11 protein-coding genes are annotated in these 11893 nt (G+C 62.4%); 2 read left to right on the top strand and 9 right to left on the bottom strand.

Annotation, left to right across the window (positions count from 1 at the left end; genetic code table 11):
• Positions 1–24: 24 nt before the first annotated feature.
• From AOC04_RS06410 to AOC04_RS06370, 9 genes are all read right to left on the bottom strand, one after another.
• Entirely contained in the window at positions 25–1380 is a 1356-nt protein-coding gene (locus tag AOC04_RS06410) for an MATE family efflux transporter (RefSeq protein ID WP_060691669.1), read from the bottom strand.
• Positions 1381–1585: 205 nt separating this feature from the next.
• Positions 1586–2794 (bottom strand): acetyl-CoA C-acyltransferase, encoded by a 1209-nt coding sequence (locus AOC04_RS06405; protein WP_060691668.1) that lies wholly within the window; start codon positions 2792–2794, stop codon positions 1586–1588.
• 9 nt (positions 2795–2803) lie between these two features.
• Entirely contained in the window at positions 2804–3274 is a 471-nt protein-coding gene (locus tag AOC04_RS06400) for a MaoC family dehydratase (RefSeq protein ID WP_060691667.1), read from the bottom strand.
• A gap of 9 nt (positions 3275–3283) precedes the next feature.
• Positions 3284–4069 carry an SDR family oxidoreductase gene (locus tag AOC04_RS06395; RefSeq protein WP_003446457.1) on the bottom strand — a complete coding sequence of 262 codons (786 nt, stop codon included), beginning with the start codon at positions 4067–4069 and terminating at the stop codon, positions 3284–3286.
• 140 nt (positions 4070–4209) lie between these two features.
• Complete coding sequence (locus AOC04_RS06390) at positions 4210–5088, bottom strand: SDR family oxidoreductase (protein WP_060691666.1); 879 nt, start codon at positions 5086–5088, stop codon at positions 4210–4212.
• A 10-nt stretch (positions 5089–5098) separates the two neighbouring features.
• The gene (locus AOC04_RS06385) at positions 5099–6250 is read right to left on the bottom strand and encodes an acetyl-CoA C-acetyltransferase (RefSeq protein WP_060691665.1); all 1152 of its coding nucleotides are present in this window, start codon (positions 6248–6250) and stop codon (positions 5099–5101) included.
• 3 nt (positions 6251–6253) lie between these two features.
• Positions 6254–7312: an acyl-CoA dehydrogenase family protein gene (locus tag AOC04_RS06380; protein ID WP_060691664.1), complete on the bottom strand. Its 1059-nt coding sequence runs from the start codon at positions 7310–7312 to the stop codon at positions 6254–6256.
• An 8-nt stretch (positions 7313–7320) separates the two neighbouring features.
• Entirely contained in the window at positions 7321–8475 is a 1155-nt protein-coding gene (locus AOC04_RS06375) for an acyl-CoA dehydrogenase family protein (RefSeq protein ID WP_060691663.1), read from the bottom strand.
• 10 nt (positions 8476–8485) lie between these two features.
• Positions 8486–9262, bottom strand: a complete 777-nt coding sequence (locus AOC04_RS06370) for an enoyl-CoA hydratase family protein (protein ID WP_060691662.1) — start codon at positions 9260–9262, stop codon at positions 8486–8488.
• A 202-nt stretch (positions 9263–9464) separates the two neighbouring features.
• Between AOC04_RS06370 and AOC04_RS06365 the strand changes: the two genes are divergently transcribed.
• Both AOC04_RS06365 and AOC04_RS06360 read left to right on the top strand, forming a co-directional pair.
• Positions 9465–10637, top strand: coding sequence for an acyl-CoA dehydrogenase family protein (locus AOC04_RS06365; RefSeq protein WP_060691661.1), 1173 nt, complete (start codon positions 9465–9467; stop codon positions 10635–10637).
• Positions 10634–11818 (top strand): acyl-CoA dehydrogenase family protein, encoded by a 1185-nt coding sequence (locus AOC04_RS06360; RefSeq protein WP_060691660.1) that lies wholly within the window; start codon positions 10634–10636, stop codon positions 11816–11818. The genes AOC04_RS06365 and AOC04_RS06360 overlap by 4 nt, the downstream gene beginning before the upstream one ends.
• Positions 11819–11893: the final 75 nt, after the last annotated feature.

Raw genomic sequence — 11893 nt, 5'->3', positions numbered from 1 at the left:
CTCGCTCCTACAGGGTTACGGGGGTCAGACCAGGCGCTGGATCTGCTTGTGCCGCCATACCAGCCGGTAATACGCGGTCTGCAACCCCAGCATGGCCAGGTAGGTTACCGGGAAGGCCATCCACACGCCCTCAAGGCCGAAGTGGGCATCCAGGGCATAGGCCACCGGCAGCTCGATACACAACACGCAGAAAATCGTGATGCCCATCGGCACCAGCACCACCCCGCTGGCACGCATGATCCCGCCTATCACCGCCTGGAAACCGAATACCAGAATGCTCCACAGCATGATGTGCAACAGGTGCTCGGCCCGGATCCGCGCATCGACGTCGGTAATGAACAGCCCCAGCAGCCAGTCCGACAACGCATAGCCCAGCACGATCAGGGCACCGGTCAGGCACAGGTTGATCAGCATGCCCGTGCGCAGGATCGGCCCGATGCGCTCCAGGTGCCCGGCCCCGATGGCCTGGGCACCAAGGATCGAGGCCGTGATGGCAATCGACAGCGCCGGAAACTGCACGTAGTTGACGATCTGGGTCACCGCACCATAAGCGGCCGTGGCCTGGGAGCCGTGGCTGTTGACCAGTGCCAGAATCACCAGCTCCGAGAGCGACAACACCACCATCTGCACTCCGGTCGGCAAACCGATGCGCAACACCTTGCCCAGAATCTCCCGGTTCAACCGCAACGCAGCCCACAGCTCGCGATCCGGCGCCATCACACTGTTTTTATGACGCAGGCGATACACCAGAAACAGCATGGCCAGCGCGTTACCCACCAGACCGGCCAGCGCCGCACTCTGAATGCCCATCGGCGCCAGCCCGACCCAGCCCTTGATCAAGGCAGGCGTGAGTAACAGGCCTACGGCCGTCGACACCATCAGGGCCAGCAATGGCGACACGGTATCGCTCACGCCGCGCAGCAGCTGGGTAAACAGAATGAACACCATCAGCAGCGGCAGGATCAGCATCATCACCTGGGCATAACCGACCGCTTCATCCAGCACATCAGGCGGAGTGCCCAGGGCCTGCATGGCCGGTCTGGCAAACACACTGCCCAGCACCGCAGCGATCAGCCCGACCAACGCGCCAAGGGTCAAGGTGGCCCCGGTGATCTGCTTGACCATCGACGTCTCGCGGGCGCCCCAGGCCTGACCGATCAACACCGAGGCACCGGCGCCCAGGCCGATCACCAGGGCAATAAAGAAGAACAGCACGGGAAACATTCCCGACACTGCCGCCAGTGCCTGAGTACCCAGCATTTGCCCGATATAAATACCGTTCAGGGTGCCGGAAAACCCCTGCAGGAAATTGGACAGCACCATCGGTGCCAGAAAGATCAGGTAGATCTGCCACAGCGGCCTTTGTGAAGGGGTTTGCATAACGGGATGTCCTTATTGAAAAGCCATAAGGCGTTATACCCCACAGGTCGCAAAAAGCGTTACCAAACATGTCTCCCATAACCCAGGCGTATGATTTCTGCTTTTCCTGTAGGCGCGAGCTTGCTCGCGAGATTTTCCATGTGGCTATGAAGAGCTCGCGAGCAAGCTCGCTCCTACAGGTCCAGGTCCGGTACCAGGCCCGGTTTCAATTCAATTCAAACAGTCCCGCCGCGCCCATTCCGCCGCCGATGCACATGGCGACCACGACAAACCGGGCGCCACGGCGGCGGCCTTCCAGCAGGCTGTGGCCCACCATCCGCGCTCCCGACATGCCAAACGGATGGCCAATGGAAATCGCCCCGCCATTCACATTCAGGCGGTCATTGGGGATTTCCAGAAAATCACGGCAGTACACCACCTGGCAGGCAAACGCTTCGTTGATCTCCCACAGGTCGATGTCGGACACGGTCAGGCCAAAGCGCTTGAGCAATTTGGGAATCGCAAACACCGGGCCAATGCCCATTTCTTCCGGTGCACAACCACTCACGGCTATCCCGCGATAGGTGCCCAGCGCTTCGATCCCGCGTTGCCTGGCTTCGGCACGGCTCATCAGCAGCACGGCCGCGGCACCATCGGAAAATTGCGAGGCGTTGCCCGCAGTGATGAACTCGCCCTGCTGCACCCACTTGCCGTCTTTCCAGACCGGTTTAAGGGCCGCCAGATCCTCAAGGGTGGTTGACGGACGATTGCACTCGTCGCGATCGGCAATCACGTCCTGATAACCGCTGGGCTTGCCTTCTTTGTCGAACAGCAGCTTGCGCGCAGCCAAAGGCACGATTTCATCGGCGAACAGCCCGCCCGCCTGGGCAGCTGCTGTGCGCTGCTGGCTTTGCAGGGAGTACTGGTCCTGCACTTCACGGCTGATGTTGTAACGACGGGCCACGATTTCGGCCGTCTCAAGCATCGGAATGTACGCGGTGGGCATGCATTGCAGCACTGCTTCGGACTGGGCGCGGTAGGTGTTCTTGTATTTGTTCTGGGTCAGGGACAGCGACTCGACACCGCCGGCGACGGCAATCGACATTTCGCCGGTCATGATCCCTTTGGCGGCCACGCCGATGCTCATCAACCCCGAGGCACACATGCGGTCAATCGCCATGCCCGGCACCGTATTGGGCAACCCCCCGGTATTGGCGCACAGGCGGCCGATGTTATAGCTCTGGGTGCCCTGTTGTGCCGCGGCGCCCATGATCACATCTTCTACCGAGCCCGGCTCGATACCGGCGCGCTCAACTACCGCACGCACTACATGGCCGCCGAGCACCGGCGCTTCGGTGTCGTTGAACGAACCGCGAAAGGATTTGCTCAGCGCGGTGCGGGCCGTGGAGACGATCACAACGTCATTTAAATTCATGTACAAGGCTCACTGTTCAATAGGGTTGAAGGTGTAGCGGCTGATGGTGTCCACCACGCAGCCGGGGCGCTCGCTGCCCTCGATTTCGACGCTGATGCGCACCACCACCTGCAGTGCACTGCCCATGACTTCGACCCCCACGATCTGGCCATGCCCGCGTACTCGGGAACCGACTTTGACCGCCGCCGGGAAGCGCAGCCGGTCGCTGCCGTAATTGACGCCCATGGCCAGATTGGCGAACTGCATCAACTGCGGCATAAACAGATTGGCCAGCGCCAGGGTCAGGTAGCCGTGGGCAATGCAGGCACCAAAGGGGCCGCTGGCGGCGCGTACGGGGTCAACATGAATCCACTGGTGATCGCCCGTCGCCTCGGCAAACAGATCGATCCGCTCCTGGGTCAGCAGCAGCCAGTCGGTGCGTCCCAGATCCAGCCCTTGCGCGGCGAGTAACTGCCCGGCGCTGCTAAATAGCGTGCTCATTGCCTCACCTCAAGCCTGTTGCGAACTGACGGGCAGCACTTCGCCCACCATGTACGAGGCATAGTCGCTGGCCAAAAACACCATCACGTTGGCCACTTCCCAGACCTCAGCGGCGCGGCCAAAGGCTTCGCGGCTGGTGAGCTGTTCCAGCAGTTCGCTGCTGGAGGCTTTTTTCAGAAAGTCGTGCAGGGCGATCGACGGCGCCACGGCGTTGATCCGCACCCCGCTCTCCGCGGCTTCCAGCGCGCTGCAACGGGTCAGGGCCATGACCCCGGCCTTGGCCGCGGCGTAGTGGGCCTGTTCCTTTTGCGCACGCCAGCCCAGCACCGAGGCGTTGTTGACGATGGCGCCAGCGCCCCGGCGCTCCATGTGCGGGAGCATGGCGCGGGTCATGCGCATGGTGCCGGTCAGGGTGATGTCGAGCACCGAAGACCATTGTTGATCGGTCATTTCGGTGAGCCGAACCTGGCCGCCAAGCCCGGCGTTATTGATCAGCACGTCGACCCCGCCCAGTGCTTCTTCAGCGGCTGCCACCAGGGCTTGTACATCGGCTTCGACGGTGACGTTGCACAGCTGCCCGTACACCGCCTGCAACCCGGTTTCAGCCTTGAGACGCTCAACCGCTTCTTCGAGGCGACGCGGGTGGATATCAGAAATCATCAGGGCGCGGCAGCCTTCTTCGGCGCAGCGTTTGGCAGCGGCATAACCGATACCGGCACCGGCGGCGGCGGTAATCAAAATCGACTTGCCGGCCAGCAACTGGTGACCCGGCACGTAAGGAGGAGCTTGTCTCATGGCAGAAATTCTCTTGTTCTAACGAAACAACATGCGCAACCTTGTAGGAGCTGGCTTGCCAGCGATTGGATCACCCGGATATTGAGCTACACCGGGTTGCCTGCATCGCTGGCAAGCCAGCTCCCACAGGGGCATTCGTGTCAGCTACCCCAGACCCGCTGCGGGGCGGGGGCTTCGGCGAGGATCTGGGCCATGGCTACACCCACTTCTTCGGGCTGCCATTGCGCGCCCTTGTCCCGGGTCACGCCGGTACGCCAGCCATCGCCCAGGGACAATCGGCCGCCCTGGCTTTCGATGATTTGCCCGGTCACATGACTCGACAGGCTGCTGCCCAGCCACACCACCAGCGGTGCGACGTTTTCCGGGGCCCAGGCGTCGAAGCCGCCGTCGTCAGGCTTTTTCACCACGTCCGGCATCGCGCTTTCGGTCATCGATGTACGGGCCGCCGGGGCCAGTGCATTGACGGTCACCCCGTAGCGCGCCAGTTCAGCCGCCTGCACCAGGGTCAAGGCGGCAATTCCGCCTTTGGCAGCGCTGTAGTTGGACTGCCCCACCGAGCCCTGCAAGCCGGCCCCGGAGCTGGTGTTGATGATGCGCGCGGCCACCGGCTGGCCGGCCTTGGCCAGGTCACGCCAGCGTTTACCGAGGATATTGGCCAGGCAGAAGTGGCCTTTGAGATGGACCCGCATCACTGCGTCCCAGTCGTCTTCACTCAGGCTGATAAACATCCGGTCGCGCAAAATGCCCGCGTTGTTGACCAGTACATGCACTTCGCCAAATGCCGCCAGAGCGGCATCAACGATGTGCTGAGCGGTGGCTACAGTGGTGATGTCATCGGCGTTGGCGATGGCCTGGCCACCAGCCTCGCGAATTTCGGCCACCACGTCTTCTGCTGCTTCGCGACGTATGTCGTTGACCACCACATTGGCGCCCTGCCCGGCGAAAGCCAGCGCATAGGCGCGGCCCAGGCCGCCGCCAGCGCCGGTGATGATCACGGTACGGTTTGCACAAATTGCCATGTCAATGCTCCTAGAGACGCTCAATGATGGTCACGTTGGCTTGCCCGCCGCCTTCGCACATGGTCTGCAAGCCGTAACGGCCGCCACTGCGCTCAAGCTGGTGCAGCAGGCTGGTCATCAACCGTGCGCCGCTGGCACCCAGCGGATGGCCCAGGGCGATCGCCCCGCCATTGGCGTTGGTCCTGGCCGGGTCGTAATCCAGCTCTTTGGCCCAGGCCATGACCACCGAGGCAAAGGCTTCGTTGATTTCCACCAAGTCGATGTCGTTGATGTTCATGCCGGCTTTTTTCAGCGCGGCACGGGTCGCGGCAATGGGTGCCGTGAGGTGCCAGATCGGGTCGTCGCCGAGCACCGAGAGATGATGGATCCGTGCCCGAGGCGTCAGGTTGTAGCGCTTGAGCGCCGCTTCCGAGACCACCAGCAAGGCCGCCGAGGCGTCGCAGGTCTGGCTGGAAACCGCTGCGGTAATCGAAGGGAACTCGGCAGACACCGGCTCCAGTTCGGCCATTTTGGCCAGACTAGTGTGGCGCGGTGTTTCATCGTCCCACACCCCTTCGCAGGGCACGATTTCATTGACGAAGCGGCGCCCGGCGATGGCATCCAGTGCCCGGCGATGGCTTTCCAGCGCGTAGGCTTCCATCTGCTGGCGGCTGATATCCCAGTGGTCGGCTATTCGCTGCGCCGCATAAAACTGGTTGACCGATTGGTTGCCAAAGCGCGCCTGCCAGCCCTTGCTGCCGGAAAACGGATCGCTGAAACCCAGTGCCTGCCCGGCCAGCATCGCCGAGGAAATCGGGATCTGGGTCATGGTTTGCACACCGCCCACCGCGATCACATCCTGGGTGCCACTCATCACCGCCTGGGCGGCAAAGTGCAGCGCCTGTTGCGACGAGCCGCACTGACGATCAATGGTGGTGCCGGGCACATTGAGCGGCAAACCGGCGGCCAGCCAGCTGGTGCGGGCAATATCTCCCGCTTGCGAGCCAATGGTATCGACACAGCCAAAGATCACGTCGTCGTATTCGTCGGCCGGAATCTGGTTGCGCTCAACCAACGCCTTGAGCACATGGGCGCCCAGGTCCATCGCGTGGACATGGGCCAGACCGCCCTTGCGCCTGCCGGTCGGGCTGCGCAAGGCATCAACAATATAGGCTTGGGGCATCAATCAATCCTCGAAGGTATGGCCAGGGCCCAAAGGCGTGGCGCCACTGAGTACATGTTCGGCCACCCGGGTTTTATGCAGGGCGCGATCACCCCAGGCGTTATCCAGCGCCCAGGCCCTTTTCATGAACATTTGCAGGTCGACTTCCCAGGTGTATCCCATGGCACCGTGCACCTGAATGCCGTGGCGGGCCGCCAGCCAGCTGGCTTCGCAACAGGCCAGACGCGCCTGGGACACCCATACCCCGGCGTTTTTCTCGCCGTGGGCCAGAGCGTAAGCGGCGCGATACAGCACCGGCTTGGCGAACTCGAGCTGGGTGGCGACATCGGCCAGGTGATGCTTGACCGCCTGAAAACTGCCAATCGGCTTGCCGAACTGCTTGCGCTGGGCGGCGTAATCCACTGACAAATCGAGCATGCGCTGGGCCAGGCCGACCAGTTGCCCGGCCACCAGCAAGGCGCCACGGTTGAGGGTCTGCGCCCACAGTTCACGACCGAGCTGACCTTCGGCCACCAATGTGGCGGGGCCCGGTTGCCAGCTGACTTGCGCCAGGCGCCGGGACGCATCAATGCTGCTGTGGGCTTGTACATCGACCTGGCTGCGGGGCACGGCGTGGACTTCATCGCCATGGGCCAACAGCAGCAGGTCGGCATGGGCGGCGTCCGCCACCAGCGGGTTGACCGGGTGGCCAATGGCAACCCGCAGGCTGCCTTCGGCAATGCGCTCCAGCCATTCGCCGCGTTGCGGGGTGTCGGCTGCCAGTTGCGCAATCAGTGCACTGGCGACATAAGCGGTGTCGCCCAGAGAGTCAGGGATGGCGTAGTAGCCCAGCTCCTGAGTCATCAGGGCCCAGGCCACATCGTCCATGCCCAGCCCGCCGAAGGCTTCGGGCACCGACAGCGCGGTCAGGCCCTGCTCGGCAATTTTGTTGCGCAAATCCGGCGAGCGGCCGACGTCGGTCTCCCAGATTTCACGAAGCATTTCCGGTGCGGCTTCGGTCATCAAGAAACGGCTGATGGCTTCGCGGAAGGTTTGCTGGTCATCGGTAAAGGTAAAGTCCATACCCGGCCTCACTTCGGCAGGCCGAGCATGCGCTCGGCAATGATGTTGCGCTGAATCTCGTTGGTTCCGGCATAGATCGGCCCGGCCTGGGCAAACAGGAAGCCCTCCAGCCAGTCGTGGCCGTCTGCCGATTTGCCGGTCAGTTCGCCATTGGCACCCAGTATCCGCATGGCGGTTTCGTGCATGCGCAAATCCAGTTCCGACCAGATGATTTTGTTGGTGCTCGATTCGGGACCAATCTGCGCACCGCGGCTCAGGCGGCCAACCGTGTGATAGGCGGACAAGGCATAGGCCTGGGCGTCCGACCAGGCTTTGCAGACCGCTTCGCCAAGGCTCGGATCACGGTCGGCGCCGGCACGATTGGCCTGGTACAGCTCCACCAGCTTGCGGGCGGTGTACTGAAACCGCGCCGGTGAACGCAACAGCAAACCGCGTTCAAAACCGGCAGTGGCCATCGCCACGTTCCAGCCCTGCCCTTCGTCACCGATACGGTTTTCCAGGGGGATGCGCACGTCATCGAAGAACACTTCGGCAAATGCGTCCTTGCCGTTCAAAGCCTTGATCGCACGTACGGTGACGCCCGGTGCATTGAGCGGCACCATCACGAATGACAGGCCGTGATGGCGGCTGGAGGTGGGGTCGCTGCGAAACAGACCGAACAGCCAGTCAGCAAAGATGGCGCGGGTCGACCAGGTTTTCTGGCCATTGAGCACATAGCTGTCACCGTCGCGGGTGGCCTTGCTGGTGATGGCCGCCATGTCGGAACCGGCATTGGGTTCGGACCAGCCCTGGGCCCACATGTCGGCACTGGCCGCCATGCGCGGCAAAAAGCGCTTCTTTTGCGCCTCGGTGCCAAATTCCATCAAGGTCGGGCCCAGTAATAACTGGCCATTCTGATTGACCCGCATCGGCGCATTGGCGCCGTAGTATTCCTCTTCGAAAATCAGCCACTCGATCAGGTCACAGCCACGCCCGCCCAACGCGGTCGGCCACATCACCATTGAGAAGCGGCTGTCGAACAACTTGGCTTCCCACTGACGGTGCTGCTCGAACCCTTCGCGGGTGTCGTAACTCGCCAATGGCTCGGACGGCAGGTTAGCCGCCAACCAGTGGCGCACCTCCTGGCGAAAGGCCTTTTGCTTGGGGGAGTAAGTCAGGTCCATCGTCAGCTCCTCAGAACGTGGCGTCGCGTTTTTCAACAAAGGCACGCCGGGTTTCGGCAGAGTCCGCGCTGTTGTATGCCTGGAGCGTGAAGCCCTGCTCCCAGCGGTATTTGTCTTCCAGGTTGCCGTCTTCGATGCCGTTCAACGCCTCTTTGGCGATGCGGATCATGTCCGGGCTTTTGCTGGCGATCTTGCGGGCGATCTGCAATGCGGTTTCGCGCAATTGTTCACGGGGCACTACCCGCTCGATAAAGCCGTACTGCTGGGCCTCGACCGCGCCGATCTTGTCGCCGGTGAAAAACAGATAACGAACCTTTTGCACCGGGAACAGGCGTTGCAAATGCGCACCGCCGCCCATGGCGCCGCGGTCTACTTCAGGCAGGGCAAACGTTGCGCAATCGGACGCCACCACGATGTCGGCGGCGCCGGTAATACCAATCCCGCCCCCCAGTACATAGCCATGCACCGCCACGATGACCGGCACCGGGTTGCGATGCACAGCCTTGAAGGTCGCGTAGTTGCCCGCATTGACGGCCACGATTCGCTCGGGGTGGGCGTCCAGTTCCTTGATATCGACGCCGGCACAGAATCCGCGGCCATCGGCACGAATCACGATGACCCGCACCTGCGGGTCCTGCCCCAGGGATTCGAGGGTACGTGCCAGATCCAGCCATTCCTGGCTATTGAGGGCATTGACCGGTGGCCGGTCGATCACAAGCTCAGCGATCCCCGCCTCGAGACGGGTGTGAAAGGCGGAATGGGTTGCGGTGGGGGCTGCACTGTTCACAGGTGCTCCTCAATTGGCGAAAGGCATGCGGGCAGTATGGGAATGCACCGGGGGCCGATCATCGTCCGTTGAGACTAAACACCTGCGGGCACGGCCCGGCGCTGCGTCTGACCACCAAATGGACTAGTCCGGCTCAGGGATTACGCGGTGGTGGTGGCCTCGCATGCTCAAGCCTTGATCCGCTTATAGAGTGAGAAGCCCTATGGAGCTTGCCCTGACCGAAGAGCAGCGAATGATTCAAGAGTCTGCCGAACGTTTTTTGGCGCTGGTGGCCAGCGCAGGCTCGGTGCGCACGGCAATGGCTGGCGAGACCGGTCAGGACTCCGCCGCCTGGGCACGCATTGCGCGCGAGCTGTATTGGCCGGCCCTGGCGATCCCCGAGGAATATGGCGGGCTGGGCCTGGGCTTTGTCGAGGTGTGCCTGTTACAGGAACAGTTGGGCCGCAGCCTGTTGCCGACGCCCTTTTTCGCCACCTGCTGTATGGCGATTCCGGCGTTGCTGCTGAGCCGCAATCAGGCGCTCAAGAATCTGTGGCTGCCCGGACTGGCAGCCGGTGAAATCAGCGCCAGCCTGGCCTGGACCAGCGCCCCGCGCTGGGATGACAGCGGCGTGCAGGTCTATGCCCAGAGCTGTGCCGCAGGGTATCGCCTCAACGGCCAGTACCAGTATGTGATCGACGGCGCCGAGTGTGATTTGTTGATCATTGCCGCCCGTACCCCGGGCAGTATCGGTGAGGCCGGCATCCGCCTGTTTGCCCTGCCCGCCCTGACCCCCGGCATCAGCCGCCAGCAGCAGCCAACGCTGGATCAGACCCGGCGCTTTTCAACCATCACCCTCAATGACGTGGTGCTGAATGATGAGCACCTGCTCAGCGAGCCCGGTCTTGGCTGGCCGCTGTTACGCGACGTACTGCACATGGCCTGTATCGGCCTGGCGGCCGAGCAGACTGGCGGTGCCCGCAAGGTGCTGGAGCTGACCTTGAGCTATATCGGCGGGCGCGAACAGTTTGGCCGCAGCATCGCCAGCTTTCAGGCGATCAAGCACCGCTGCGCCGACCTGCTGCTGGAGGTTGAGTGCGCCCGGTCCGCCAGTTACTACGCCGCCTGTATTGCCGACCAGTGCCTGAATATCGACGGCGACCCCAGTGCACAGCTGCAATTGGCGGAAGCAGCGGCCACGGCAAAAATCCATGCCAGCGAAGGTTTTTTCAAATGCGCGGCCGAATCAATCCAGCTGCATGGCGGGGTTGGCTTCACGTGGGAGTACGACCCGCATCTGTACTTCAAGCGGGCACGGGCCAGCGAACAACTATTAGGCACGCCAGCCTTTCATCGTGAGCAATTGGCCAGGCATATTTTCGGAGAGCGCCCATGAACATTGGTGTCAGCGCGGCAGATGAGCATTTTCGCCAGCAGGTGGCGCAGTGGATGCAGGAGCACCTGAGCGGGCAATACAGCGAACTGCGCTTTCGTGGTGGGCCGGGAGACGAAGACTTCGCCCCCGGCTTGCGCAAGCAGTGGGAACGCGAACTGGCCGCGGGCCGCTGGATTGGTGCGGGCTGGGCCGTAGAGCATGGCGGTCGGGGGTTAAGCATCAACCAGCAAGTGATCTTTTATGAGGAGTACGCCCGCGCCGGTGGTCCGGGGCGCATGGGCCACATCGGTGAAGGGCTGGTCGGTCCCACGCTGGCAACGTTTGGTACACCTGAGCAACAGCAGCGGTTTTTACCGGCCATCCTGGCCGGACAAGACTTCTGGTGCCAGGGCTACTCGGAACCCGGTGCCGGTTCGGACCTGGCCAATATCAAGACCCGCGCCAGCTTCGACAGTGACAGTGGGCAGTGGCTGATCAGCGGGCAGAAAATCTGGACTTCGCTGGCCCATGAATCGGACTGGTGTTTTGTGCTGGCGCGTACCGAGCCGGGCAGTGTCGGGCATCGCGGCTTGTCATTCCTGCTGGTACCGATGGCTCAGGCGGGTATTGAGGTGCAGCCGATCCGGCAACTGACCGGCACCAGCGAGTTCAACGAAGTGTTTTTCGACCAGGCCCGCACCGCGGCCGAGAACATGATTGGCCAGCCCGGTGACGGCTGGAAAATCGCCATGGCCCTGCTGGGGTTCGAGCGCGGAGTATCGACCCTCGGCCAGCAGATGCAATTTCAGAACGAACTGGACGAAGTGGTGCGCATAGCCAAGGCCAACGGTGCGGCGCAAGACCCGATCATGCGCCAGCGCATCGCCCAGGCCTGGAGCGGGCTGCGGGTATTGCGCTACAACTCGCTGCGCATGCTTTCGGGGGTACAGGATGGCAGCCTGCGACCGGAGGCGACCATCTATAAACTGGCGTGGTCGACCTGGCATCTGGAGCTGGGGAAACTGGCGATGGATGTACTGGGGCCGGACGCCGAATTGCTGGCCGCAGCGCCCTATCAACTGACACGGCTGCAGGCACTGTTCCTGTTTACCCGGGCTGACACCATCTACGGTGGCAGCAGCGAAATACAGCGCAACATCATTGCCGAACGGGCGCTGGGAATGCCGCGCGAGGCCAGATAGACCGTGGGGCTCGTATCGCTGGCAAGCCAGCTCCCACAAGGTCAGACGCAACCCTACCATTGTGGGAGCCGGCTT

Origin of the sequence: Pseudomonas versuta (assembly GCF_001294575.1) — a bacterium.
Classification (GTDB): Bacteria; Pseudomonadota; Gammaproteobacteria; order Pseudomonadales; family Pseudomonadaceae; genus Aquipseudomonas; species Aquipseudomonas versuta.
The sequence above is the reverse complement of the archived record's forward strand: the minus strand, read 5'-3'. Positions and strand labels throughout refer to the sequence as shown.

What these genes read in the sequence shown, in the direction of transcription:
- AOC04_RS06410 (WP_060691669.1), bottom strand. Translation starts at nt 1,380, where the DNA reads ATGCAAACCCCTTCACAAAGGCCGCTGTGGCAGATCTACCTGATCTTT.
- AOC04_RS06405 (WP_060691668.1), bottom strand. Translation starts at nt 2,794, where the DNA reads ATGAATTTAAATGACGTTGTGATCGTCTCCACGGCCCGCACCGCGCTG.
- AOC04_RS06400 (WP_060691667.1), bottom strand. Translation starts at nt 3,274, where the DNA reads ATGAGCACGCTATTTAGCAGCGCCGGGCAGTTACTCGCCGCGCAAGGG.
- AOC04_RS06395 (WP_003446457.1), bottom strand. Translation starts at nt 4,069, where the DNA reads ATGAGACAAGCTCCTCCTTACGTGCCGGGTCACCAGTTGCTGGCCGGC.
- AOC04_RS06390 (WP_060691666.1), bottom strand. Translation starts at nt 5,088, where the DNA reads ATGGCAATTTGTGCAAACCGTACCGTGATCATCACCGGCGCTGGCGGC.
- AOC04_RS06385 (WP_060691665.1), bottom strand. Translation starts at nt 6,250, where the DNA reads ATGCCCCAAGCCTATATTGTTGATGCCTTGCGCAGCCCGACCGGCAGG.
- AOC04_RS06380 (WP_060691664.1), bottom strand. Translation starts at nt 7,312, where the DNA reads ATGGACTTTACCTTTACCGATGACCAGCAAACCTTCCGCGAAGCCATC.
- AOC04_RS06375 (WP_060691663.1), bottom strand. Translation starts at nt 8,475, where the DNA reads ATGGACCTGACTTACTCCCCCAAGCAAAAGGCCTTTCGCCAGGAGGTG.
- AOC04_RS06365 (WP_060691661.1), top strand. Translation starts at nt 9,465, where the DNA reads ATGGAGCTTGCCCTGACCGAAGAGCAGCGAATGATTCAAGAGTCTGCC.
- AOC04_RS06360 (WP_060691660.1), top strand. Translation starts at nt 10,634, where the DNA reads ATGAACATTGGTGTCAGCGCGGCAGATGAGCATTTTCGCCAGCAGGTG.